Here is a 26,532-nt window from a genome sequence, read left to right on the forward strand (position 1 = left end):
CGAAGCTCGTAGTGATTTGGGGTGGTTGGGTGGGATTCGTCTATTCGTCTATTCGTCTATTCGCGCTTTTCTCGTCTATTCGTCTATTCGCGCTTTTTCTTAAAACAAATCCATCTGCACAGGCGCCTCTACGACCTGTTCCGCGGGCCAGGGCGGCATCTCGCCGACATCTATATCCCCGGACAACATCTGGTGAAAATGGCGCGCCAACTGCGGCGCGTAAAAATCATCGGGCGCATGCATAAACACAAACGGCGTTCGCCCCTCGCGTATCCAATTGGCAACCACCGGCACCCACTCTGCGAGAAGCGGCAGATTCTTATCAACCTCCGGATGCCCGACAAACCTCACAAAAGGAAAACGCCCCGTCGCAAGAAACCGAACGGGGACCTTTGGCTTGTTACTTGCTACTTGCGCACTATGCACCCCGCGCGTATCAAAAACCACGCGATCCACGCCCTGGCTTTTGAGCACCGCATTCAACTCATTTTCTGCCTCGGCAAAAAACAGATGGTGCCGGATCTCCACAGCATAAGAAAATGTATCGGGCAACGCGTCTAAAAACCTGTCCAACACCGGCAAATCGCGCGGCCCATAAGACGGAGGCAACTGCAAAAATGACGGACCCACCCGATCCCGTAACACCGTGAGAACATCTACAAACGCAGCCGTCTCCAACTCGGCATCTCGCAACCGCTTATCGTGACTAATAGCGCGCGGAAACTTGAGCGCAAAGCGAAAACCCGGCGGCGTATCAGCCAGCCAGCGCATCGCGGCTTTTTCCGAAGGCAAACCGTAAAAAGTGGTATTGCCCTCCACGGTATTAAACACAGAGGCGTACTGTCTCAAAAAATCTCTCTGCACAACATCGGGCGCAAACAACTCGCCCACCCACTCTTTATTGCCCCAAATCGGACAGCCCAAAAAATATCGTTCGATACTCATAACAGCCTCTATATAGACCCCTTTCCTCCCACCCATAAACCCACAACACACGGCTGATCTTTATCCCCAAACGGATTGACCAAATCGGTATTAAACCCACCCCAGAAATCCGACTTCTCCATCTCGCCACTGCTCCGCTCACCCGTCAAAATCGCCATCCAATCCACCGCTATCGGCGTCTCCTCCTGCACATCGGACAAATCGATACGCGTATCGCCTCCCTCGGGTAAATACACCAGATACGCATCTCCCGCCAGTGCCAGACAAAGACCGCGCTCCACATATTCATTATCCCCAACCATCTGATTAAATGGCAAACCCTCCAAAAAGTCTCTCAACTCTCGATACCTCATCCAGCTCTCTGGCACCGGCTCAAACTTAATCAAATCCCAAGACGTATTGTCGTAATAATAACACGGATACGCGCCTGCCGCATAAATCGCCCACGTCCACTTCAAAATATCATCCCACTCGGCAGTCGTGCGCCCGCGATAAGTCTTGAGTTGTTCCTCGGCAAGCTCATACCCGTACTCCACATTCACATAAGGCGTACCCGAATTTCGCATCCTGCGAATCGCCTCCCGATTATAGCGCGCCGCATCGGACAAATGCACCTGATCCGTCACAAAATCCGACTGGCGATCCGGTTCAGACAGCGTACCCGCATTTCGGAGTTCAACATCGTGTACCGTCAGCAAATGCCCATACGCATCCGCCCCGCGAATAATATCCATACGATCCAGAACATAATCGTGATCGCCCATCTCCCGATACAGATTCTTGCTCTCCTTCCCCACATCCCAGATCACATTCCCAAAAGCCTGGTACCGCGCAACCGCATAGCGCCAGAACCGATCATCTGCCTCTGTCTCGCGCGCCGGCCAATTCACCTGCTTATTTTGCACCTGCAACATCAGATGAACCACAATCCCCTGCCCGTGCAAATAGCGCATCAAGCGATCAAAATCGCGGAAAAAATCGATATTCATCCGCTCGTGATCCGGCGCATCATTCCCGCCCTCAAACAAATACATCTCCGGTGGACCAAAAAGGTACTCGGGCAACACAGGGCGCGTATCGTCATTCGGTCGCGAACCAAAACCCGTATGGGCATATAAATTCATAACAAAACAATTGAACCCCCGGCTCGCAACCAGATCGACATGTCGGTAACACCGCTCGGCATCTGCCTGGTGATAGCTGAACAACCAATCGCACTCAAAACCCAGATATAAAAACGGCGCACCATCAGACCAGGCAAACCGCTGTGGGTATTCCGGATCAATACCTACCAGACCATGCACATCGCGATTCTCATTTGCCACACACTGCACGCGCCACTCAGACCCATCCAGACCCGAAAGCTCAGACCGAGAACACCCCGTCCAAACACCTTCTGTACCCGGACTAAAACGCACAACCCACTTATCCCCATCAAAAAAACCGGGCAGATTTTCAACCACCCCGCCCAGTTCGTGTGTAAAAGTTGCCGTCACTTCCACCGCAAATGGATTCTTATCACCCACATCCGCATACAATTCAAAATCGCACACTGCATATTGCTGCACTTCTAACATCGGCCAAATCCTCTCACTTATAAGACTTAATCACATAATACAACAACACGCCCAGCACAATAATCACAACGCCGACCCAGATCAGTGCCCAAAACTGAACATCCATTCGATGACCCTCCCCTCATTCCCCATCCTCAATCGACACATCCCGTACATCATCTGTCCAATCGACCCAGATATCATCTCCCGGGGGTTCTTCCTGAAGCTGGGGCATATCGTTCAGCTTGAAATCGTACAACACCGCCTTTCGAATCTGCCGCGAATAATTGGCCGACGCCATATGCCCGATACGGTGATGCCAGAAAACAATATCGCCGGGTTCGCCATGCGTCTGATATGAATTCTCGTCACAAGATTGAAACTGCTCCCTATGCTTCTCCATCCGGGGCAATGGCTCCCTGAGATAGCGCGTCTGGTAATCGAAGAAAAACGTGCGATGGCTCTTGGGCCACACCGTAAAACCGCCGCCATCTTCGGGAACGTGATCGATATAACCCACCACTGCAAAATTGAACGCATGGGCATCCACATGCAAATGACGCGGTTGGCGCTCCACATCACCATAGGGCAATGTGCAATAAATACCGCGCACGCCTGTAGGCTCTGGAAAATTCCCCTTACCCAGCATCTGCTCCGCAGCACCCCACACAACCGGATTCTTTGCCAACAACTCGACCATCCAGGGCTCTCTGCCCACCTTGCGGTATTGCCAGCGATAACCGCGCTTGTAATTGCTGCTATCCATTGATTCCTCTTCCGGCTTAATGGGACCCACCCACGAATCGGGATCGTCTTTCTTCAGACTCGGCGGCGGATCGTCCCACAGGCGCTCGCGCGCACGGGCGCACAACTCGGGATCCAGAGCACCCTTCTTCACCAGATAGCCTTCGCGTTTGAAAAAACGGATCTCGTCTTCCGTAAGCACAGGCATGACACACTCTCCTCTTTTGTGCGAATTGATACTGTCAATCCAATTATAGGCACTTACCTATCGTGAAAAAAGTATAAAGTGACCTGATACAACAAAAAACCCGACCTCACATTGAGATCGGGGGAGAAATTTCATATTTGTAGTGGCGCATTCGAGAAGCCCTTTTTCTGTTCAGGGCTTAGCAAAGGTCATGATGATTGAAACGGCTGTACCGACATTTGCAAGCAACACAACGACTAGCAGGCCAATAAGCCACCTGAAATTGCTGTTATTGCGAGTATCCATGTTGGTCAACCGGGTGTCTATATTGGAAAAGCCGTTGTCAACGCGGGTTTCAAGGCTAGTTAAGCGCGTGTTCATTTGTTCAGCAATTCCCTCGACGCGCGCCAGGCGGGCGTCCATTTCGGACAGTTTGTCTTGTGGTGTCGGAATCTGCATGGGTTTCTTTCTTCGTGTGTAGTGGTCTATACTCCGTCTATGGAATTATAACAGACCTTTTAGACTAAAGCAAGTCCTATGGGCTTTTTTTTCGTAAAAATGCTCAGTTCTGCTTATCCAGATATACAGTAACCTGCCCATCATTTTCATCCACGGTTGCATTGGTGAATTGGGCGGTCAGGCCAGAGCCAGAAATATTCACCGCCTCGCCGTCAGACACCACCTCTAATGCATCAAGCCCCGCTATAGTCAACCTCAGAACGCCATTCATCAGCGGATGGGGACCCTTTGCCACAGTCAGCGCCACAACATCATCCATCCTATCCGTCAGCATCTCTACTTGACCACTCTCGTGACGGATATTAACGAACCGCGTATGAAGAACACCCCCCTCTACAATCATGAGATTACTGGGATCCCAACCGCTCGCCCGCAGAGGAACTGTATCAGGTGCTATAACAGACAAGCGCATTCCCGCCTGTGAATCAAACGCCCGCTTTTCCTCAGACCGCTGTGCAAGCAGATCTTGCACATCTTCTTTCGCAACAGCTTCAAAATGCGCGATCTCCGCCTCGGTAAAGTCACCACACTGACGCCCCCCATCTCTCTTTTCGAGAACTTCCGCGAGATATAAATCCAACGCCTGCTCATCATCCGCTTCAAACACCGTCTTCCACATTGGCGCAAACGCATCGAGCAAAACCGCAAGCGCATGCCCTATCTCGTAGCAGCGTCCGCGCACCTCATTCGCGGCATAACCCTCCCGTGGCAAATCCACACTCATCTGTCCCACAGACATCGCCTCCACATAAGAGGCAAGTCCTTCCAGCAACTCTGTACCCCGTTCATAGGTAGAAAACTCCGGATCCATCCCCGCATATCGATCCTGCCGCGCCCTGAGTGCCCGCAACGTCCAACATCGCTTCTCCTCGGACCCATTCGCAGCGAGCGCCCGTCGCAACGCCTCTGTCTCCATCCGCCGAAGAGACAGCAAATCCGCATCATCCACCGGATAAAGATAAAGCACAGTTTCGTTTCCCTGCCAGGTGGGATGACAAGCCTGTTGATAGACATGAAATGCCTCGTGAATTGCTAACGAAGCTATAACTGTCGGCGATTGATTTGCCGATCCATCGAACATAACACTGGCTGCCGGCGTTCCCTCAATCTCGACAACACTGCTGGCAGTCACGACGGGATAGCGTCCATCGTACACGAACACATCGCATTCACCAACCCGCATCTCCCTGAAACCCTCGGGAACCTCCGAACACCGAAAAAGGTATGTATCGTCACCGTCATAAAAAACAAGAGGAATCGCGAGCGGATCAAAGCCCGGCCACAATTCACCCTGTGCAACCAGCCGCTCAATCTCACGCACCAAATCTGACACATGTCTCCTATCCTTGTGAACGCACATCAAACATATACTCCCGTGGATGGTCCGATTGTGGACATTTATTCTGAGCATCAAAAATACTTCTAATCATTTCGTACTCTAATCTTGACAACGAGTTTTAATTGGCTATTTTTTAAAAATGATATGCTAATTATTTCGCATAGTATCATTACATAGCAAAGATGCTTTGGGCACGAGTCGCCTGCTACTTTTAAATGAATATGCCTGCATTTTCTGGAGGTATGCTCATGTTTAAGTATGTCCTCACATTGATATTACTGCTCCTACCTGCCTGTGTACACGCAGCACCAACCCCATCAGATTGCGATTTCAACAACAGCGGCAAAGTGGATTTTGCCGATTTTATCGCATTTTCACAGGGATATGGGACAACCCAAACCCAGTTCGACCTGAACGGGGATGGCGCAGTCAATTTTCGGGACTTTGTCCTTTTTGCCCAATTCTACGGGCAGACAATCACCACAACAACCCCTCCGCCGACCACCGACGCTCCTGTTGGCATTCAAGTTGGGATGCAAGCCCCCGACTTTACGCTGAGAACCCTCACTGGCGAATCGTTCAACCTCTATGAAAAGCGCGGCAAGCCCGTATTCCTCAACTTCTGGGCAACCTGGTGTAGTCCCTGTATAGCTGAAATGCCCGCCATGCAAAAATTGCAAAATACCATGGGTGACTCTATCCAGATCGTCGGCATTGATGTACGAGAAACGCGCAGCCAGGTGCTGCATTTTGTCACAGGATATGGCTACACCTGGACTTTTGTTCTCGACTCGACGGGAGAAGTGAACAATGCGTATGAGGTTACAGGCTATCCCACATCTTATTTTATTGATGCCAAAGGTGTGATTGTCCGTAAGCTTAATGGTTACCAGAACTATGGAACGTTCTTAGAAGCAACGCGACTGGCGATAGATAATTAAAAATAAGCTGTCAGCGGTCATGGTCAAACCATAAGAAAAACAAGCAGTCAGCTTTAATCGAAAGACATTTGTAATGGAGAACCCGATGCGGAATCTGATTCTATCAATTTTATCACTACTCGCGCTTCTGATGTACCCCCTGTCTCTTTCGGCGCAAAATAGTTTTTCCCTCTCGCTGGATGTAAATGATACCGCAGGTGATCAAGCAATCACATCCCTCAATGCGTCCGCAGATCAAATTGTCGCCATTCAGATCTTCGGCAAAGATATACAAAATGCGAACGGCCTTGCAGCGCGCTTTGAATACGATGCCAGTCAAGTGACTTACGAGGGCTTTGACGTGGGTGACGTCTTGCCCAATGCTCAGGCACTCCCAGAGCAAGGTACAGGTTTTGTCGAAATTGGCATTGCATCTCTGGGTGGTCAAGCGACAACCAATAGCGGTCTGGTGGGTACCGTTCGCTTTCGCACAACAGCCGGGTTCTCGGGCACAGCGATTCGGTTGGTCCGTGCAGAACTCAGTCGAGGAGGACAATTTGAGACTGTAAATCTGAATATTCGCATTGCGTTACAGTTACAAGCCCTCACATCGGACTTCGACGGCGATGGTATGGTTAATTTTGCCGACTTTCTGGCATTTGCGGGTCAGTTTGGGACCCGTCAGGGCGATGGGCGATATGAAGCGAAGTACGATCTGGACAGCGATGGCGCGATTGGCTTTGGCGATTTTCTGATCTTTAGCAGCAGCTTTGGCAAAGGAGGGCCTTCTTCTGGCGGTGGCAGTACATTGATCGTTGACATTCCAGATGCAAACCTGCGTGCGGTCATTGCGGACAGTCTGGGCAAGGCGAGTGGTGCGTCGATCAGCAGAAGAGAGATAGCGAGCGTGACCGTTCTTGAAGTACCGAACTCGAACATCAGAGATTTGACCGGACTGGAGTTTGCAACTCGTCTGACAAGATTAAATCTTGATATGGAGGGTTTGAGTAATAGTAACCGTATATACGACCTCTCGCCATTATCAAGCCTGACCAACCTGACAAGCCTGGAGCTTTCCTTCACCGGTCTTACAGATATATCCGCGCTGGGACACTTGACCAGTCTGACAACGCTATGGCTACGGCATAACTTAATCTCGGATATATCGCCGCTTGCGAACTTAACAAATCTGGAAGAGCTGCATCTTAGAGACAACTTAATCTCGGATATATCGCCGCTTGCGAACTTAACAAATCTGAAACGGCTGAATCTTAGAGACAACTTTACCCTGGATATATCGCCGCTTGCGAACTTGACAAATCTGGAAGCGCTGGATCTTGTCTCTAACAACATTTCAGATGTGTCGGCACTGGCGGGCTTGACCAACCTGATAGGGCTGGATCTTAGCTCTAACAACATCTCGGACGTGTCGGCACTGGCGGGCTTGACCAACCTGATAGTGCTGGTGCTTGGCGAAAACGCGATCTCAGATGTCTCGACACTGGCGGGCTTGACCAGGTTGGAAAGGCTGGATCTTAGCTCTAACAACATCTCAGATGTGTCGGCACTGGCAGGCTTGACCAACCTGATAATGCTGGGGCTTGACTCTAACAACATCTCGAATGTGGCTATACTGGCGAACTTGACAAATCTGATATATCTGGCGCTTGGCAACAACGCGATCTCGGATGTGTCGGCACTGGCGGGCTTAAACTATCTGACGGGACTAGGTCTTTCGCGCAACACTATCTCGGACATCTCGGTACTCTCAGACTTGACCGGTCTGAAATGGCTGTATCTTGACTACAACACCATCGTGGATATCTCGCCATTAGTGGCAAATACGGGATTGGGCAGTGAAGATAGGGTTGATTTGAGAGGAAACCCGCTAAGTGCCACATCAATCAACACGCACATTCCAGCCCTTCAAGGCAGAGGGGTTGATGTGATCTTTGGTGCGTCGAAGCCTGCGGTAGGTGAGAATGAGCGGGGTTTATTTACCCCTCATCTTCCCGCTGATACGACGCCGTAATCTCGTGATCTACACCCCCGCGAATATTGAAACGGCTGATCACCTCCATCTCGACCGGATCGCACAGCGCCACCAGATCGTTCAAAATCTGATTCGTCACAGGCTCCATATAAATCCCCTGATCTCGGAACGACCAGAAATAGTGCTTCAGCGACCGCAACTCCACGCATCGCGGACCCGGAACATACCAGATCACAATCGTCGCAAAATCCGGCTGCCCAGTCTTGGGACACAGCGACGTAAACTCCGGAAACGTAAACTCAATCGTATAACGCCGCTCTGGATTCGGATTGTCAAACGCCTCTAACACACTCATACCTCATCCTCGCGCTCATACGCCACAGACACCCGCGTCTCAATACCACCCCGCACTGCAAAATCACCCGTCACATCTAACGATAGAGGATCGCACGCCGCTACAAAATCATCCACAATTTTATTAACCACACCCTCGTAAAACACCTTCTCATTCCGAAACGACCCCAAATACCGCTTCAACGACATCTGCTCCACACACACCTCTCCCGGCGCATAAGAAATCGAAACCGTCGCAAAAATCGGCTGCCCCGTCACCGCGTACAGCGCCGTAAACTCCGACGACTCAAAATCAATCGTATAAACCCGCCTGCGCTCGGGATTGTCAACACACTTTAGCAATAAGGAATCGCCCATAGGTTTTCCAAAAAACACTGGATTGCGGCTCAAAATCATACCGCAATGACATTCGAATAGAGACACAAATTAATCAAACGGCACCAAACTCGCGCCTATCGGATCGGGACTCGTGGGCCGAATCGGCATCTTCTCATAAGAACGATAAGATATATCCAGATGCGGCGTCTCAATCCGCCTGTACCCCTCATACCGCGAATCTATCAACGCCTCCAGCGCACCGGAAATCAGCAACGTGCGCTCAACCGGATACTGCGACTTACCCGTCAAAAACATCTGCTGAATATTCAAACTTAAATAACTAAAATGCGCATGCGGATTATCCGGCAAAAAAACGCGCATATTATCCACCTCTTCCCCACGCCGCGCCGCAAAACCCCACCCTCGCGTGTACCCATTCAACATAAACGTCGCCGCCCTCAACCCATCTGCATACTCTATCAAAAAAACAGCCGGATTCTCGCAATGCTCGCGCGCATCGCCATCTTCCTTCGCCTCAATATGCGCTATCGCCGCCGCGTACAAATCGCGATCCCACGCATCCGACGCCCAGACATCATCCCCCTCCAGACACTGCACCGCCACAATCCCCGTCTCTCCACCCGCGCGGCGCTCAACCATACACTGCAGCGTCTCCAACGCGTGAAAACCATAAGAATCAAGCCCCCCAAAAGCCACCGACATCGCCGTCTCAATCTCCGTATCCAACTCATACTCAAGCCACGGCTTGCGCCATGCAAGCGGCAGAGACGACCCCGCCATAAACGGCACCTCCAGCTCCCGCGCGCGATCACACATCCACTTTGCATCGTGCCAATTATACGAAAGATGCTTATCGCTAAACACCGGCACAGACCGCCCCGACGAAGCGAACACCCCGCAAATCTGCTCAAAAAAATACTTGCGGGGATACATATGTTGCTCCTTCTCATTCCAGGGATAATCGCCGTGCTCGCCAATCAGCAACACCCCATCCACCGCCAGCTTATCACCGCCCAAAGTCAACGCCTGATTAATACTCCCATACATCGGCACACCGTATTCCTCTGCAATCGCGCACCCGATATCCTGTCCGAAATGCACCTGATCCAGATACATCGACACCACATCCACCTCTGGCGAAAGCAACCCATCATCTGTTGGAAACCCCTTCAAAAACTTCGTCACAATCACATCGGCATGTGACCGCGGAAAATACGACGTAATCACCGCTGCAATTTTCTTACGCTCGGCCATGGCTTTCCCTCCTGTCTCGTTGTTTAAACGTTAAATTATATCACAAGGAGTATAACAACAATAAAAAAAACCACTGGATTACTGGCGTTGTGCTTGCGCGTGGCGGCTTACAGCATGCCGCAATGACGGGCGAGGCATGCCTCGCCCCTACACTGACTACTGACCGCTAAATATTCTTACATCCTCACACCCAAAATTTGGTATCTTAAAGCGTCCAAAACGCATTTTAATCTTTACCAGGAGGAATCTCTTGACCGAAGTCAAAGCCACCAACATCGTCTGGCACGAAGGCCATGTCGCGCGCAAACAGCGCGAAGACCTGCTCGAACAAAAAGGCGCACTCATCTGGCTCACCGGACTGCCCAGCTCCGGCAAAAGCACCATCGCATTCACCACGGAACACGCCCTGATCGAACGCGGGCGCATGGCCTACGTACTCGACGGCGACAACATCCGCCACGGCCTCAACAAAAACCTCGGATTCTCAGCCGAAGACCGCGCAGAAAACATCCGACGCATCGGCGAAGTCGGCAAACTCTTTGCCGACGCTGGCATCATCACCCTCTCCAGCTTTGTAAGCCCCTATCGCACCGACCGCGACGGCGTGCGCGAACTCATGGAAGACAAAGACTTCATCGAAGTATTCATCAACACCCCGCTCGACGTATGTGAAGAACGCGACCCAAAGGGCCTGTACAAAAAAGCGCGCACAGGTGAAATACCCAACTTCACCGGCATCTCTGACCCCTATGAACCCCCTGAAAACCCCGAACTCGTCATACACACCGTTGACACCACCCCACAAGAAGCCGCATTGCAAATCATAGCCTTACTCGAAACGCGTGAAAACATCTAACAATGCCCATCATCGACCTCACCATGCCCATTGCCGACCACTTCCGCTGGCCCGTTGAGCGCAGCCTCAAAAGCAGTTTTGAAACCGGCGACATGGCGCAAGTGACCCACATGGGATGGGCAGTCCACGGATTTACGCACGTCGATGCACCGCGCCACATGTTCCCGGAAGGACCCACCACCAGCGAAACCGAACTCGACCAAATCGTGGGACAAGCCGCAGTCGTCGATCTCTCGGGCATCGCGCCAGAAACGCCGATCACCGAAGCACAGATTCGCGCTGCCGGACAGCACATACGGCCTGGAGACATCGTCGTCATGAAAACGCGGTGGGACGAAGTAGAATCGCATCAAACCCCCGAATTCTGGACCCGCGCACCCTACATGTCGCGCGCCGCCGCAAAATGGCTACGCGCGCAAAACATCCGCGCCATCGCATTTGACTTTCCCCAGGACTACCCCATTCGCCAGTTGCTCAGTGGCGAGAGAGCACCCCTTTCCGAATTCGTAACCCACGACATACTCTTGCGCGAAGGCATCATCCTCATCGAATACATCTGCAACACGGGCAGGATAGCAACAGACCGCGTATCCTTCTTCGCCCTGCCCTTAAAAATCCCCGAAGCCGACGGCGCACCGGCTCGCGTCATCGCAATACCATAACCCCCGGAAAACCACCATGATCTACCACCAGCTCTTCGCCCAAATTGACCGCACCGTACGCGTTGGCGTCATCGGCACCGGACACTACGCCACAGCCCTCGTCACGCAATCGCGCGTCGTCGATCAACTCCACGTACCCGTCGTCTGCGACACAAACCCGGACGCAGCCCAAAATGCATATCATCACGCGGGCCTGGACACCGACAAAACCATCATCTGCGACACCACCCAACAGGCAGCCCAAGCTATAGAACAGGGCAAACACGTCATCCTCACCGACGCCATGCAAATGATGGACCTGCCCCTCGACGTCATCGTAGAATCCACAGGCGTCCCGAGTGCAGGCGCAAAACACGGCATAGAAGCCATCCGACACGGCAAACACGTCGCCATGGTATCCAAAGAAACCGACGTCACCGTCGGACCCATCCTCAAACACCTCGCAGACAAAGCCGGACGCGTCTATACCGCTGTTGACGGCGACCAGCACGGCCTGCTCATGGGCCTCGTGCAATGGGCGCGCAGCCTGGGCCTCGAAGTCCTCTGCGGGGGCAAATCACTGGACTCCGACCGCGTTTACGACCCGCAAACCAACGCCATCGTCTGGTCCAAAGGCAAAATCCAGATCCCCGACGAACAGATATTCTCTGCCCAAAACCCCTCGGCTCACATCGCACAACGCCGCCAAATCATGGGCGAACTCGGCGCCATCGCCGGTTATGACGTCACCGAACTCACCATCGCCGCCAATGCCACCGGCCTCATACCCGATATAGACACCCTGCACACCCCCGTAGTCCGCACCGTTGAAATACCCGAAGTCCTCGCGCCCAGAGAAGACGGCGGCATCTTATCCCATCGCGGCGTCATCGACTGCGTCTCCTGCCTGCGCCAGGCAAACGAACCCGGCCTGGGCGGCGGCGTCTTCATCGTCATCGCCTGTGAAAACGCCTACTCCCGCCACATCCTCACCACCAAAGGACTCATCCCCAACAAAAAAGGCACCACAGCCCTCATCTACCGACCCTATCACCTCTGCGGCGTCGAAACACCCATCACAACACTCGTCGCGGGCCTCTTAAACCTGCCCACGGGCACCACCGACTACCGCCCATCCTTCGACGTTGTGGGCCGTGCAAAAGAACCCCTCAAAGCCGGCGACCAGATCGGCAACGACCACAGCAAAAACATCGAATACCTCATGCGCCCCGCGCTACCCGTCGCGCCCGACAACCCCCTGCCCTTCCACATGGCCAACGGCAATACCCTCAGCCAAGACATCCCCGCTGGCGCATTCATCACCGCAAGCGCGATACAACCCAAAGACAACGACCCCCTCTGGACAATACGCAAAGAACAGGACGCGCATTTTTTGTAAAACAAATAAAAACCACTGGATCGCGGCTCAACTTCACGCCGCGATGACGGGTGTCATTACGAAGTAATCCAGTCCATCAGATAAAGAGACACAACGATAGTTGTAAAAAAAAAGAACCGGGTACATCTATATAATGCACCCGGTTCTTTCTAACATTATCCGACCTACTCACCAAACTTCATCCAGATCCAGCTCAAATCCCCGCAAAACAGGATCGCCAGAAATGCGCGAAGGCTGCTCCAATTCTTCTACAGGCAAACCAGAGCGATACACATAAACGCGCCGTGTATATGGATCGATCAACCACCCCAAACTAAGGCCATTATCGAGATATTCCCGCATCTTTTCCTGCAATGGGGCCAACTGATCACTTTCCGACCGCAATTCAATGACAAAATCGGGACATAATGGAACAAACTTGCGTCGGTCTTCCGGAGACAATGCCATCAGCCGCGTATATTCAATCCATGCGGCATCGGGCGACCGCACCGCCCCATTGGGCAACTGAAATCCACCTGACGAATCAAAACTCGCACCCGTACCATCCCCTTTTGCCCAAAACCGCAACTGCATAGTAATCTCTGCATTGCGCTCGCTCGTCTCACCCCCCGCTGGTGGCATAATAATCACATCTCCCTGCGCATTGCGCTCAATGCAAACATCGCGATTGAGTTGGCAAAACGCATAAAAATCCTCATCACTCACCTCGATCACCGGCTGAAAATGCAAGACAGTTTCCATCTTTGCAATCTCCATTATTGATCCTTCAAAAACCCCCGCAACACCGTATGCAAAATCCCCCCATTGCGATAATAATCGATCTCCACAGGCGTATCGATACGCACCGTCGCAGAAAACGACTTCACATTCCCATCCTCATCCGTCGCCGTCACCGCCACATCTTGCAAAGGCTGCAAATCATCGCTCAAACCCGTAATATCGTACACCTCCCGCCCCGTAAGCCCCAGCGACTCGGCATTCTCACCCGCCACAAACTCCAGCGGCAACACCCCCATACCCACCAGATTGCTGCGATGAATGCGCTCAAAACTCTCCACAAGCACCGCGCGCACGCCCAGAAGTAACGGACCCTTAGCCGCCCAATCGCGCGACGACCCCGAACCGTATTCTGCGCCCGCGATCACAATCGACGGCACGTCCTCATCCACATACCGCATCGCCGCATCGTAAATACTCATCTGCTCACCCGAAGGCAGATGCACCGTCACACCGCCCTCTGTCCCTGGCACCAGCGAATTGCGAATGCGAATATTCGCAAACGTACCCCGCATCATCACCTCGTGATTGCCCCGCCGCGAACCATAAGAATTGAAATCCATCGGCTCAACCCCTCGAGCAATCAAAAACTGCCCCGCCGGACTATCCACCGCAATCGAACCCGCCGGAGAAATGTGATCCGTCGTCACCGAATCGCCCAATCGCGCCAGCACCCGCGCACCTCTAATATCTGTAATCGCGTCTAACTCCGACGACAAATCCACAAAAAACGGCGGCTCCTGCACATAAGTACTCTCCGCCTGCCACCCATAGAGATCCCCCTCTTGCCCGCCAACCGCATTCCACATCTCATTGCCCTCAAACACATCGCCATAGCGCGCCTCAAACATATCCGGCTTCAGCGCCCGTGCAATCGTATCGCCAATCTCATCCTGACTGGGCCAGAGATCGCGCAAAAACACCGCATTGCCATCTCCATCCACCCCTATCGGCTCCGCAGTCAAATCCAGATCCACCCGCCCCGCCAGAGCATAAGCCACAACCAGCGGTGGCGAAGCCAGATAATTCGCCTTCACATGCGGATGCACGCGACCTTCAAAATTGCGATTCCCACTCAACACCGACGCAGCAACCAGATCATCCTCGTGAATCGCGGCAACCACCGGATCGGGCAACGGCCCGCTATTGCCAATACACGTCGTACAGCCATACCCCACCGTATGAAAACCCAACTGCTCCAAATACGGCGTCAAACCCGCCTGATCGAGATAATCCGACACCACGCGCGAACCCGGCGCCAGACTCGTCTTGACATGCGCGTGAACCTTCAACCCCTTCTCCACCGCCTTCTTCGCCAACAAACCAGCGGCCACCATCACAGAAGGATTGCTCGTATTGGTACAACTCGTAATCGCCGCAATCACCACTGCCCCGTGCCCCAGCACGCCATTCATCCTCTTTTGAGCATCATCATCATCCAGCCCAAAACCACTATTGCCCACCGGTGCGCGCAACGCGCCCTCAAAAGCATCCTTCATCTGCCCCAGCGCAATGCGATCCTGCGGCCGTTTTGGACCCGCCAAACTCGGCTCCACCGTACTCAAATCCAGTTCAAGCGTATCCGTAAACCGCGGCTCCGGCGTATCATCTGTACGAAACAAACCCTGCTCCTTCGCGTACCGCTCAACCACATCCACCTCTGCCGCCGTGCGACCCGTGCGCGCCAGATAACGCAACGTCTCATCATCCACCGGGAAAAACCCCATCGTCGCCCCGTATTCCGGCGCCATATTGGCAATCGTCGCGCGATCAGCCAGCCCAATACCCGTCAACCCCGTGCCGTAAAACTCGACAAACTTATCCACCACGCCCTTCTCGCGCAACATCTGAACCACCGTCAACGTCAAATCCGTCGCCGTCGTACCCTCGGGCAACTGCCCATCCAACTTGAACCCGACAACCTCAGGCGTCAGCATATAAATCGGCTGCCCCAGCATCACCGCCTCTGCCTCAATACCCCCCACACCCCAGCCCACCACACCCAGACCATTGATCATCGTCGTATGTGAATCTGCCCCCACCAGACTATCGGGAAAAGCCACGCCATCCCGGGCAATAACCCCCTTCGCCAGATACTCGAGATTGACCTGATGCACAATACCCGTCAGCGGCGGCACCACCCTGAAACTCTCAAATGCATTGGCACCCCAACGCAAAAACTCATACCGCTCCCGATTGCGCTCAAACTCGATCTCTGCATTTCTCCGCAACGCATCCGAATTTGCAAAACTATCCACCTGCACCGAATGATCCACAACCAGATCCACCGGAATCAACGGCTCAACCCGACTTGCATCGCCCCCCATGCGCCCCATAGCCGAACGCAACGCCGCCAAATCCACCAGCGAAGGCACACCCGTAAAATCTTGCAACACCACCCGCGCGGGCTTAAACGGTATCTCTATCGGATTGGGGTTGGCCGCATTCCAATTCGCCAGCGTCTCCACATCTTCCTCCCGCACCTGATACCCATCCAGATTTCGCAGCGCCGCCTCGAGCAGCACCCGCACGGAAAACGGCAAACTCGACACCGCCCCAACCCCATCAACCTCCAACCGATCCAGCCGAAAAATTGCGAGATCACCCGCCATAGTAGAAAGTGTATCACGCGAATTCAAAGGATTATGCGTTTGACTCATAAACAGTTCCTCTTTTCGTGTTATTTAATTGCACAGGATGAGAAAAATACCACAACAACTCATATTTTCAAACCCTTTTTGTACGCTTCGCACTTGATTATAACGAGCAGAACTTATACTTTCTGACCGCCAACTACTAACCACCAACCCCTATCCAAAATCCACCATTATGTCAAACCAACGCTTTGTCGCACTCATCATCCTCGACGGCTGGGGATTAAACCCGCGCCGGGACCACAACGCCGTGGCCCTTGCCAGCACCCCGACAATGGACCGCATCTGGGCCAATTGCGCCCACACCACCCTCAACACCTCTGGACGCGCAGTCGGACTACCCGACGGACTCATGGGCAACTCCGAAGTCGGCCACCTCAACCTGGGTGCGGGACGCACCGTCATGCAAGCCATGACCCAGATCGACGACCGCATACGAGACGGCAGCCTGTACAAAAATGAAGCTCTAATCGCCGCCATAGACCGCATCAAAAACCACAACCGCAACCTCCACCTCATCGGCCTCGTCTCTGACGGCGGCGTACACGCCTGGCCCAGTCACTACGAGAGCCTCATCAAAATGGCAGCCGAGCGCGGCCTCCCCTCAGACCGCGTCTATATCCACGCCTTCACAGACGGACGCGACACACCGCCCCAAAGCGCAATCCACCGCATGCGCGAGCTCCTCGCCATGTTCAAAACCCATGGCATAGGCCGCATAGCCTCCATATCCGGGCGGTATTACGCCATGGATCGCGACCACCGCTGGGAACGCACCCAAATCGCCTATGACCTCCTCACACAGGGCAAAGGCATCACAGAAACCCACCCCATCACAGCCATACAAAACGCCTATAACCGCGGTGAAACCGACGAATTCATCAAACCCATCGCCATCGCTGGCAACCCCACCATAAAAGACGGGGACAGCGTCATCTTCTTCAACTTCCGAGGCGACAGACCCCGGCAAATCACCCGCGCCTTTGCACTCAAAAACTTCGACGGCTTTGAACGCCACACCTGGCCCAACACCCACTTCACCACCCTCACCCGATACGAAGCCGACGTACCCGTCACGGGCATCGCCTACTCCCCCGAAACCCTCTCGCAAAACATGCCCAACATCTGCGGATCGGTCATCGCCCGGGCCAACAAACGACAACTACGCATCGCAGAAACAGAAAAATACGCCCACGTCACCTTCTTCTTTAACGGCCAACAAGAAACGCCCTTTGACGGAGAAGAACGCATCCTCGTACCATCTCCCAAAGACGTCCCCACCTACGACCACAAACCCGAAATGAGCGCACCTGAAATCGCAGACCGATTCACAGAGGCCATCGCAACCAACCAATACGACGCCGCAATATGCAACTTCGCCAACCCCGACATGGTGGGCCACACCGGCATCCTCGAAGCCGCCATACACGCCGTCACCACAGTTGACACCTGCCTGGACCGCGTCCTCCAAGCCATAGAAAACGCAAACGGCGCAGCCATCGTCACCGCTGATCATGGCAACGCCGAACAAATGATCCACTACGACACCGGCGAACCCCACACCGCACACACCACCAACCCCGTACCCTTTGTACTCGTTGACCCCACCTACAGGGGAAAACTCCGCGAAGGCGGCACCTTGCGCGACGTCGCCCCCACCCTGCTCTCCCTCCTCAACCTGCCAAAACCCGATGAAATGACTGGGAAGGATCTAAGGCAAAAGCAAAACCTTCTGGATCGCGGCTAAAAACATACCGCGATGACGAGTGCTTCACCCTTCATACCCTTCCCAAACCGGAATCTTCCCCGCAGTTGGGCCGTCTTTCACCAGAAGCTGTTCGCCATCTGTAAAACCTTCTGGGCGACCGACCAATTCCCCAATAAGACGGGACCGCCACATTGCGATTTCATCCGCCCACCCTGGATCATCCGCCAGATTGGTCATCTCGCATGGATCATTTTCCACATCGAAAAACAGCTCCCGCCCCTGCCCGGGCAAATACGCGAACTTGCGCTTGCCATCCGTCACGTATTGCATCCCGCTATTCGACGTAGGCACACTCGCGCACTCGCCATGCACATAATCTCGCCATTCTGCTTGTGAATCGCGAATAATCGGCAACACACTCTCCCCATCCACCGTATCCGGAATCGGAACCCCCACCGCATCGAGCAATGTCGGCATAATATCCATCAACTCAACCGGACGCTCGATCACCTGCTCCTGCGGCAATCCCAAACCATCGGGAAACTTCATCAACAGCGGAACGCGCGCAGACGGCTCAAAGGGATTGCGCTTACGCAGCCACTGATGATCCCCCAGCATCTCCCCGTGATCAGAAGCAAACACCACAATCGTATTATCCGGCAACACGCGACCACTCACCAGACGCGCAATCTGATGATCGATATGTTCGACACACCCGTAATAACCCGCGCGCGTCGCCTTCATAACCGGAGGATCCAGACACAAACGCCAGCACTCCGGCTGCAACCCCCGCACAGGACCGTCAAAAACCCGCGCCCAATCCCCCACATAAGGCTCGGGCAAATCCATCGCCATATACTTATCAAAATAATGCACAGGCGGCGTAACCGGCTGGTGCGGATGGATAAAATTAACCGCCAGAAACCACGGCTGATCTCCCCTTTGCGAATCGATAAACTCCAGCCCCTTCTGCGTACACCAATTCGTAAAATGCAAATGCTCATCCAAATGCCACGGACGCCCTGGAAAACCATTGCTATACATCCCGTGCGCATCGGAAGCCCGGTGCCACGCCGCACCATTCTCCCGCACATACTTCTGATAATCATTATCAACCCCTGAAATCGGACTATCTGCCCATTCCGCAGAATCAAACCCCAACTCCCTCGCAGGCGGACCCCAGTGGGCCTTGCCCGAAAGATGGGTGCGATATCCCGCATCGCGCAAAACCCCGGGCAAAGTCGGCCACGGCAGCGGTGCCTGGGCATTTTGAAGCGCGCCGTGATTGCTCGGCTTGCGCCCCGTAATCACCGTGCGGCGAGCCGGCACACACACCGGACAAGCCGAATAAGCGTGGCGAAAACGCACCCCCGACGCAGCCATATAGTCCAGATTGGGCGTCTGCAACACGGGATGGCCCTCAATCCCCAGGCAATCCCCGCGCTGCTGATCCGTCATAATAAGTAAAATATTTGGTCTGTTATCCGGCATTGTAATCTCCTATTATGAGTTTTATGGTACAATCGAAAATAAAAACCTTCTGGATCGCGGCTCAAAGCATGCCCCTGCAGGTCTTAAGCAGGGGACATGCCGCGATGACGGGCGGGCACGGGGGCCCGCCCCTACATATTGGATACGTCTCTGGTATTAATCATCCCTTGTAAGATGATACATACAAATCGCGGCAGCGGCAGACACATTCAGAGACCCGATAGCGCCGCGGGGGGCAATGCGGCATACCTCATCGCACTTATCGCGCGTAAGGCGTCGCATCCCGCTCTCCTCATTCCCCAGCACCAGAAGCCAGGGGCGATCTGCCGAAAACGCGCTCAAATCCTTCTCCGCATGCTCAGAAGTCCCCAAAACCCACAACCCCGCATCCTTCGCCACATCCAACGCCCGGCTCAAATTTGTCTGAACAGAAAACGGAACATACTCGACACCCCCCGAAGCAACATCGTACGCCGCGCCCGTCATCGAAGCGGAACGATCTCGACTAAGCAAAACACCGCGCACCCCAAAAAAAGCCGCAGAGCGAAAAATCGCCCCCAGATTTTGCGGATCCTGAACCGTATCCAGCGCCAAAAAAAGACCCCCATTATCGGCAAACAGCTCCGCGAGATCACAACCCGGATGTTCTTTAACCGCAGCTTCAGCGTCTCCTCCACGAGACCGACCCTGCCGCACAGACCCCTGTTCGCCCCGCCCGAAAAACACGCGCACACCGATCTCCTCTGCCCGTTCCCGCACAGTCCGCCACGCATCACCGCCCGGTTTGGCAGGCAATCGAATCTCGAAAATATCCTGCGGACGCTTTTTCAGCACCGCCAGAATACTGTGCGGATTTTTGAGATAAATCGGCATTGTCTCTACCTGCTCTCAAATTTATCGACTCGCGGCACGCGCTTTTCCAACTCAATCTGCGACGTGACTGGCTCTGTTCCAGCGCCGTAAAAATAAACCAAATATCCACCCGTATATCCCGCCGCGCACACCAGACCCGCAGTAACAAGACCAAAAACGAGATACACATAGCGAACAAACCCGACAAATTTCTTCTTCAAAACAAAATGCGTGCGTACCAGTGCCAGCGCAACAGCCAGAAACGCGGTGACCGTACCCAGCGTATCGTGAACCTCTAAATCTGCGGCAATACCATCGATATGTTGCGCAACCTCGGCAGCACTATCCCCTGTGAGTGCGACCGGAATCGCGGTCAAAGCACCGAGCGAAAAGAGCAAAAACCCCACTCGCACAAAAAAATCGCGGTGACGCAATATGCCAATCGCATCACAAACAACGCCAATGACCAACAAGACAATGGGAAAGTGTGTAACAAGAGGATGAATATCCATGACGGGAGATGAGATCGTTTTCTTTATGAGCGCAAGTCGAGTTGCAATGGCTCTGCATACCGCGGGTCTGCAACGGGTTGTCCCGGCCACGCGCCTTCCAGGAACGTAATACTATTGTAGAAATCGTCCAATGCGATAAATTTTCCATTCTCCTCTGCCCATTCTCGCATGCGGCGGTTGCAACTGTGACGCCATGACAGCACTTCTATATCCCAGCCCCTGCGATGCATGCGCTCTATATCCGCGTGAAATCCAACGCCATCGACAAAGCCACTGCCATCGCCCGTGAGCAAGACAGCAATACCCGGTACACCATTATAATCTACAGTATCTCGAAGCATAATCGTTTGCAAAACTTGATCCACGCCCTGTTCGCTACCCTGCAATGCCCCGCGTTCCAACAACTGCACCTCAACATCCTCATTCTCAAGGCGGTTCCACATCTGACGCAACTCTGGTGGAATAGAGCCAACAGCAATGGCCCGCTCAATCGGTCGGCCTGCCTGTGCCAGAGCGAGGAGATTGCGAAAATGAATACGCACGCGCGAGCGAGCGGCCTCCCCCTCGCGCTCTGCAGCGGCCTCTTGCGCGCTAATAAAAATATTGGAATTATCCAAATAGATGAAAACCTTCTTCATTGATCCAATTCTCCTGTGAAACGACCCTGAACTTTCAAAATATGAAGTTAAAACTGATGTTACGCAACTGCACAATATAATGGGCCTGTCATTTTGAGCGGAGCGCAGCGGAGTCGAAAAATCTTCTACCAACGCAGGTGGAACAGATGCTTCGGCTCCGTTACACTCCGCTCAGCATGACAAACATCCAGACCTGCGTAACATCTGTTAAAAGTAAAAAAACTATTTCAATCCCGCGAAAAATCCATTACAATGGGCGGGTTAAAATACAAACAAACAAGACTCTCGACAAGGAAGGTTTTATGACAGATCGACCAAACATCTTATTTATGCACTCGCACAACACCGGAACCTATATTGAACCCTACGGACACGCCGTACCAACGCCGCACATGCAGCAACTGTCAGAACAAGGCGTACTCTTTCGGCGGGCGTATGCCACAGCCCCCACCTGTTCGCCCAGCAGAGCCAGCTTCTTAACCGGCATGTACCCCCACACCTGTGGCATGACGGGCCTTGCACACCGCGGCTTTGCCATGACGAATTACGACTGGCATGCCGCCCGCATCTTCAAGACAAATGGCTACTTCACCGCAACCGCTGGCGTGGAACACACCGCACCGGACCTGGACACCATTGGATATGACGAAATCCTCTCCGGACTGGACACAAATTACCCCGGACAGCCCAAATGGATCGAACCCGCGGACGCCGTCGTGGATTTCATAAAAAACGCACCCCAACAACCCTTCTTTCTCAACCTCGGCCTAAACGAAACGCACCGACCATTTCACAGTGCCGAACCCGACAAATACCCCGCAGAACGCGAACAATACTGCACCCCACCTCGTCCCTTGCCCGACACACCGGAAACCCGGGCAGACACAGCCGACTACAAAGCCTCTGCCCGCATCATGGACAACCACTACGGCAACGTACTCGCAGCACTCGAAGAAACCGGCCTATCCGACAACACCCTCGTATTCTGCTTTGCCGATCACGGCCTGCAATTTCCGCGCAACATGTGCAACCTGACAGACCACGGCATCGGCGTGTACCTCATCATACGCGGACCCGGCGGATTTGAAGGCGGAAAAGTCATAAACGCGATGGTCAGCCTGATGGACCTGTTACCCACGGCATATCGCGCTGCCGGCATAGAAATACCCGACCACGTACAGGGAAAATCCCTGCACCCTCTGATAAACGAAGACCGCCATCGGGAAGAAATCTTTTCAGAAGTCACCTATCACGCCGCGTACGAACCCATGCGGAGCATCCGCACCGAAAGATACAAATATATCCGGCGATACGACAACCGCGACAAACTCGTATTGCCCAACGTAGATGACACACCCACAAAAGCGTACCTACTCAATCAAAACTGGGAAAAATTGCCGCGCGATCAGGAAATGTTGTACGACCTCATATTCGACCCCGATGAAACGCACAACATCATCGACCGGGAAGACATGGCACCTGTGCGGAAAGATCTGAGCCATCGATTGCACACATGGATGGAAGAAACAAATGACCCCCTCTTGCCAGACGGGCACATCGCTGCACCGGGCGGATCCAAGGTCAACAACTCCGATGGCCGCTCGCCGAATGAGACGCCGGAGGTTATGGTGTAGGGGAAGTCAACCTCTGTCTGAAGCGGTGTACAACTGGTCGATTTCCAGACCAGTTCATCAGGATGGGCAGAGCCTGCACTGGAACGCCTCTATCCAGTGATGAAAGGATGGACAGGATGAAAGGCAAAATCAAAGGCGAAATCAAAGGCAGATAAAACCTTCTGGATCGCGGCTAAAGCATGCCCCTGCATGACTTAAGCAGGGGACCTGCCGCGATGACGGCTCTGTTGATAGGCATGAATTAAAACAAGAAACACATCATTTTTTAAGGAGACACCCCATGAAAATGCAAGCATCGCTACTCTATGAGCCGGGAAGACCGCTGGAAGTAGCGGACCTGGACCTGGAAGGACCGAAAGAAGACGAAGTCATGGTACGCATGACCGCCACTGGCGTATGTCACAGTTGTTTGCACGTCGTAGATGGCAGCTGGACCGGATATCCAATGCCCATGGTACTCGGCGATGAAGGGGCTGGAATCGTCCAAGAAGTGGGACCCGGTGTTCGACACGTAAAACCCGGCGACCACGTCATCCTATCCTGGGCATCGACATGCGGGCGCTGTCACTACTGCGCAACCGGACTATCGCACCTGTGTGAACGCACCCCACCGGGCAAAGGCGTATTAATGGACGGCACATCCAGAATGAAAATAAAAGGCCAAACCGTGTACCATTACGGACCCGCGTGTAGCTACGCCTCATACTCCGTCATGCCCGCCTCCTGTGCCGTCCCCATCCGGGAAGACATGCCCCTCGAAGTAGCCGCCTTAATCGGCTGCTCGGTCATGACCGGCGTAGGCTCCGTCATCAACACAGCAGCCGTAACGCCCGGAGCGAGCATGGCCGTATTCGGCACCGGGGGAATTGGCCTCAACGTCATACAGGGCGGAACCCTGGTACAGGCACACCCCATCATAGCAGTCGATATCAACCCCGCCAAACTGGAATACGCGAAATCCTTTGGCGCGACACACACCATAGACGCCAGCAAAGAAAATCCGGTCGAAGCCATAAAAGACCTCACCGGACGCGGGGCGGATTATTCATTTGTCGCAGTCGGCAACGCGCAAGTCATCAATCAAGCCTGGGACTGTCTCGCATCCAGGGGCCAGTGCTTGCTCATCGGCCTGCCTCCCACCGGTTCCACCGTCACATTTGACACCGGCAGCCTCCAGTCCAACGAACGCATCCTGCGCGGCTGCAGGTATGGAAGTGCGAGAATCTATGACGACTTCCCGCGCATGGTAGAACTCTACCTCGCTGGAAAACTAAAAATCGACGAACTCGTAACCCGGCGATTTGATCTCGAAGGAGCCAACGAAGCCTTTGACGCCCTGGCCGCTGGAGAAGTCGCGCGAGGCCTGATCGTCTTCTAAATCAAAGACTATCTACAGGACTCGAAGCGGAAAAAATAGTAGTAATAGCGCGTTGTGAGAGCGTATCCGAAAACGAAACCCGGGGAGAATCGGTCCGGCTCGTATCCATAACAGCACCAGGCGATTCGGGAGACCGTGTCGTCGCGGGATCGGGCTGCGACTGGCGGATACCCAAAACAGCAAACAGGACAATCCCCATTGCAAAAGCCATTTGATAAACGGGCAAGCGCATCGAAAACCTGAAAGAACGCAACACATTGAACCCACCGCGTTCTCGTGCAGACATCTGAGCAACAACAGCATTGCGAATCGCCGGATCGGGTTCAAGACCGCCGGTCCTGGGAACCGCAAGCACCTGGCTCAGCAACTCATCCACATTCTCTTTCTTTTTAAACGGAATAACCCGCCTCATATCCATCTCCTCATCCACACAGGGAATTTCGCCCCTGAAGTCTTTCTGCCAACTTCTGCGTAACATGGTGCAGCCTCGATTTAACCGTCCCCTCGGGACACCCGAGAATCTCACTAATCTCTCGAATACTGCGACACTCTTGATGCCGCAATAAAAACGTCGTACGCTGATCCACACTGAGCTTATCCAGCTCATCCATCAGCGCACTTAGAAAAGCCCGTTCATCGCACGCCTTTTCTATGGCATAAGCACCATCAACCCAGCCACAATGCATATCGATATCGGGATCATTAACCACAACCTTCCGCACACTCTGCTTGCGATACTCATTCTTGCACATATTGTGTGCAACCGTATAAAGCCAGGACGCAAAGGCATTACCCCGCTTAAATCGGGCGGGCTTCTCGACAATTTTCAAAAACAAATCCTGCAAAAAATCCTGCGCCTTCTCCTCGTCCCCCCCCAGCATGCGATGAAAATAATAAAGCATCCGCTTGCTATATCGGGTATAGAGTTCGTCAAAAGCGGCTGTATCGCCCCGCTGAATGCGGGCCATGAGCTTTTCATCGGAAAGCGTGTGATATTTTATCAGGAACATAAAAAACCAAACAGTACGTGATTAACTGCGCGTTTCTACATATGCATACACCTGACATTGCCAAAAAGTTCATATTTTTTTTAATGCGTCACATCAGCTTCTACGACAAATTCGACCTTACAGTTCACAATATGAAATAACGCGAACAATTGCCGAGCGGATTTTCGATAATTAGTCTGATCCAGAAGACGATAGTATTGCGCGGGCGATGTGCCCAGCCGACGAATAATCTCACGGGTACTCAACGGCGACTTCTTCACAGCCTCCCGAACCCGACACGTCAACTCATAGAGCAACAAATCCGCCATATAACCGGGATCGCGATTGTATTCGAGCACATGATCGATATGAACCGTCCCCTCATCTCCAGAAGCGAGCACATAGACAAACCCCTCATTGTCCAACTCCGGATCCACATAAACGTTGACAACCCAGCGCCCTTTTTGCGGTATTGGTCGCACAACCGCATAGGGAAACACATAGGTATTATTGTACGTATAAACTTCAAAAGCCTTCTTCCGATTATTCGGCACAACTCTTCGAATTTTCAAAGCGCACCTCTATCTTGCAATTCTCGTATATATTTTAAAATTTGACCCGTCGGCTTTCCCTTCATCGCCCTATTGTTTTCCAAATCCCACTTAACGACCAGCTTGCCCGATCGATAAACATGAACATGTCTCGGGGGATGGTCGCCAGCCCAAAACACAAAAATGAAATTTCCTCGCCGAATTCTACCCATTCTTAAATGTAACCATATACGGTTACACTTGTCAAGAGCGGACAAAAAAATTTTGATTTATCCTATTATGGCCAAAAGGTTCAAACTTTT

General features: G+C 53.1%; 26 protein-coding genes. 8 read left to right on the forward strand and 18 right to left on the reverse strand.

Annotated elements, in window-relative coordinates:
- Nucleotides 1–99 precede the first annotated feature (99 nt).
- The 5 genes from F4Y39_11525 to F4Y39_11545 all read right to left on the reverse strand — a co-directional run bounded on the left by F4Y39_11525 (nt 100) and on the right by F4Y39_11545 (nt 5,284).
- Nucleotides 100–981, reverse strand: a complete 882-nt coding sequence (locus F4Y39_11525) for a DUF72 domain-containing protein (GenBank protein MYC14346.1) — start codon at nt 979–981, stop codon at nt 100–102.
- Nucleotides 954–2,522: a DUF4038 domain-containing protein gene (locus tag F4Y39_11530; GenBank protein ID MYC14347.1), complete on the reverse strand. Its 1,569-nt coding sequence runs from the start codon at nt 2,520–2,522 to the stop codon at nt 954–956. Before F4Y39_11530 ends, F4Y39_11525 begins: the two co-directional genes overlap by 28 nt.
- A 121-nt stretch (nt 2,523–2,643) precedes the next feature.
- Complete coding sequence (locus F4Y39_11535) at nt 2,644–3,453, reverse strand: phytanoyl-CoA dioxygenase family protein (GenBank protein MYC14348.1); 810 nt, start codon at nt 3,451–3,453, stop codon at nt 2,644–2,646.
- 171 nt (nt 3,454–3,624) lie between these two features.
- On the reverse strand, nt 3,625–3,891 hold the full coding sequence (locus tag F4Y39_11540; GenBank protein MYC14349.1) for a hypothetical protein: 267 nt from the start codon (nt 3,889–3,891) through the stop codon (nt 3,625–3,627).
- A gap of 103 nt (nt 3,892–3,994) precedes the next feature.
- The gene (locus tag F4Y39_11545; protein MYC14350.1) at nt 3,995–5,284 is read right to left on the reverse strand and encodes a hypothetical protein; all 1,290 of its coding nucleotides are present in this window, start codon (nt 5,282–5,284) and stop codon (nt 3,995–3,997) included.
- 221 nt (nt 5,285–5,505) lie between these two features.
- On the opposite strand from F4Y39_11545, the gene F4Y39_11550 reads away from it, so the two are divergent.
- Both F4Y39_11550 and F4Y39_11555 read left to right on the forward strand, forming a co-directional pair.
- On the forward strand, nt 5,506–6,231 hold the full coding sequence (locus tag F4Y39_11550) for a redoxin domain-containing protein (GenBank protein ID MYC14351.1): 726 nt from the start codon (nt 5,506–5,508) through the stop codon (nt 6,229–6,231).
- A 73-nt stretch (nt 6,232–6,304) separates the two neighbouring features.
- Nucleotides 6,305–8,242, forward strand: a complete 1,938-nt coding sequence (locus F4Y39_11555) for a leucine-rich repeat domain-containing protein (protein ID MYC14352.1) — start codon at nt 6,305–6,307, stop codon at nt 8,240–8,242.
- Here the strand turns inward: F4Y39_11555 and queF (F4Y39_11560) are convergent.
- The 3 genes from queF (F4Y39_11560) to F4Y39_11570 all read right to left on the reverse strand — a co-directional run bounded on the left by queF (F4Y39_11560) (nt 8,208) and on the right by F4Y39_11570 (nt 10,150).
- Entirely contained in the window at nt 8,208–8,558 is a 351-nt protein-coding gene (queF, locus tag F4Y39_11560; protein ID MYC14353.1) for an NADPH-dependent 7-cyano-7-deazaguanine reductase QueF, read from the reverse strand. The two genes, F4Y39_11555 and queF (F4Y39_11560), sit on opposite strands and share 35 nt — an antisense overlap.
- A complete protein-coding gene (gene queF, locus F4Y39_11565) occupies nt 8,555–8,914 on the reverse strand; it encodes an NADPH-dependent 7-cyano-7-deazaguanine reductase QueF (protein MYC14354.1) in 360 nt (119 codons plus the stop codon). The genes queF (F4Y39_11560) and queF (F4Y39_11565) overlap by 4 nt, the downstream gene beginning before the upstream one ends.
- Before the next feature lie 69 nt (nt 8,915–8,983).
- Entirely contained in the window at nt 8,984–10,150 is a 1,167-nt protein-coding gene (locus tag F4Y39_11570) for a hypothetical protein (protein ID MYC14355.1), read from the reverse strand.
- Nucleotides 10,151–10,400: 250 nt separating this feature from the next.
- Here F4Y39_11570 and cysC point away from each other — a divergent pair, with 250 nt between their 5' ends.
- From cysC to F4Y39_11585, 3 genes are read left to right on the forward strand one after another with little or no spacing between them, the layout of a single operon-like run.
- Nucleotides 10,401–11,006, forward strand: coding sequence for an adenylyl-sulfate kinase (gene cysC / locus F4Y39_11575; GenBank protein MYC14356.1), 606 nt, complete (start codon nt 10,401–10,403; stop codon nt 11,004–11,006).
- A gap of 2 nt (nt 11,007–11,008) precedes the next feature.
- Nucleotides 11,009–11,668: a cyclase family protein gene (locus F4Y39_11580; protein MYC14357.1), complete on the forward strand. Its 660-nt coding sequence runs from the start codon at nt 11,009–11,011 to the stop codon at nt 11,666–11,668.
- A 16-nt stretch (nt 11,669–11,684) separates the two neighbouring features.
- A complete protein-coding gene (locus tag F4Y39_11585; GenBank protein ID MYC14358.1) occupies nt 11,685–13,046 on the forward strand; it encodes a flagellar biosynthesis protein FlgA in 1,362 nt (453 codons plus the stop codon).
- A gap of 168 nt (nt 13,047–13,214) precedes the next feature.
- Here the strand turns inward: F4Y39_11585 and F4Y39_11590 are convergent, their stop codons facing one another.
- Both F4Y39_11590 and acnA read right to left on the reverse strand, forming a co-directional pair.
- On the reverse strand, nt 13,215–13,802 hold the full coding sequence (locus F4Y39_11590; protein ID MYC14359.1) for a Uma2 family endonuclease: 588 nt from the start codon (nt 13,800–13,802) through the stop codon (nt 13,215–13,217).
- Nucleotides 13,802–16,483: an aconitate hydratase AcnA gene (gene acnA / locus F4Y39_11595; protein ID MYC14360.1), complete on the reverse strand. Its 2,682-nt coding sequence runs from the start codon at nt 16,481–16,483 to the stop codon at nt 13,802–13,804. Before acnA ends, F4Y39_11590 begins: the two co-directional genes overlap by 1 nt.
- Nucleotides 16,484–16,652: 169 nt before the next feature.
- On the opposite strand from acnA, the gene F4Y39_11600 reads away from it, so the two are divergent.
- Nucleotides 16,653–18,224, forward strand: coding sequence for a 2,3-bisphosphoglycerate-independent phosphoglycerate mutase (locus F4Y39_11600; protein ID MYC14361.1), 1,572 nt, complete (start codon nt 16,653–16,655; stop codon nt 18,222–18,224).
- A gap of 24 nt (nt 18,225–18,248) precedes the next feature.
- Here the strand turns inward: F4Y39_11600 and F4Y39_11605 are convergent, their stop codons facing one another.
- From F4Y39_11605 to F4Y39_11620, 4 genes are all read right to left on the reverse strand, one after another.
- Nucleotides 18,249–19,676, reverse strand: coding sequence for a sulfatase-like hydrolase/transferase (locus tag F4Y39_11605; GenBank protein ID MYC14362.1), 1,428 nt, complete (start codon nt 19,674–19,676; stop codon nt 18,249–18,251).
- A 156-nt stretch (nt 19,677–19,832) separates the two neighbouring features.
- Complete coding sequence (locus F4Y39_11610) at nt 19,833–20,549, reverse strand: RNA methyltransferase (protein MYC14363.1); 717 nt, start codon at nt 20,547–20,549, stop codon at nt 19,833–19,835.
- 5 nt (nt 20,550–20,554) lie between these two features.
- The gene (locus tag F4Y39_11615; protein ID MYC14364.1) at nt 20,555–21,040 is read right to left on the reverse strand and encodes a DUF2231 domain-containing protein; all 486 of its coding nucleotides are present in this window, start codon (nt 21,038–21,040) and stop codon (nt 20,555–20,557) included.
- Nucleotides 21,041–21,063: 23 nt separating this feature from the next.
- Complete coding sequence (locus F4Y39_11620) at nt 21,064–21,678, reverse strand: NYN domain-containing protein (GenBank protein ID MYC14365.1); 615 nt, start codon at nt 21,676–21,678, stop codon at nt 21,064–21,066.
- 302 nt (nt 21,679–21,980) lie between these two features.
- Here F4Y39_11620 and F4Y39_11625 point away from each other — a divergent pair, with 302 nt between their 5' ends.
- The gene (locus F4Y39_11625) at nt 21,981–23,312 is read left to right on the forward strand and encodes a sulfatase (protein MYC14366.1); all 1,332 of its coding nucleotides are present in this window, start codon (nt 21,981–21,983) and stop codon (nt 23,310–23,312) included.
- 280 nt (nt 23,313–23,592) lie between these two features.
- A complete protein-coding gene (locus F4Y39_11630) occupies nt 23,593–24,690 on the forward strand; it encodes a Zn-dependent alcohol dehydrogenase (protein ID MYC14367.1) in 1,098 nt (365 codons plus the stop codon).
- Between the two features lies 1 nt (nt 24,691).
- On the opposite strand, the gene F4Y39_11635 is transcribed toward F4Y39_11630, so the two are convergent.
- From F4Y39_11635 to F4Y39_11650, 4 genes are all read right to left on the reverse strand, one after another.
- Complete coding sequence (locus F4Y39_11635) at nt 24,692–25,102, reverse strand: hypothetical protein (GenBank protein MYC14368.1); 411 nt, start codon at nt 25,100–25,102, stop codon at nt 24,692–24,694.
- Nucleotides 25,103–25,112: 10 nt separating this feature from the next.
- The gene (locus F4Y39_11640) at nt 25,113–25,700 is read right to left on the reverse strand and encodes a sigma-70 family RNA polymerase sigma factor (GenBank protein MYC14369.1); all 588 of its coding nucleotides are present in this window, start codon (nt 25,698–25,700) and stop codon (nt 25,113–25,115) included.
- An 80-nt stretch (nt 25,701–25,780) separates the two neighbouring features.
- Nucleotides 25,781–26,251: a hypothetical protein gene (locus tag F4Y39_11645; GenBank protein ID MYC14370.1), complete on the reverse strand. Its 471-nt coding sequence runs from the start codon at nt 26,249–26,251 to the stop codon at nt 25,781–25,783.
- Nucleotides 26,248–26,442, reverse strand: coding sequence for a DUF4160 domain-containing protein (locus F4Y39_11650; protein MYC14371.1), 195 nt, complete (start codon nt 26,440–26,442; stop codon nt 26,248–26,250). Before F4Y39_11650 ends, F4Y39_11645 begins: the two co-directional genes overlap by 4 nt.
- Nucleotides 26,443–26,532 lie beyond the last annotated feature (90 nt).

It is taken from the genome of Gemmatimonadota bacterium, from assembly GCA_009838845.1.
Lineage (GTDB): Bacteria > Latescibacterota > UBA2968 > UBA2968 > UBA2968 > VXRD01.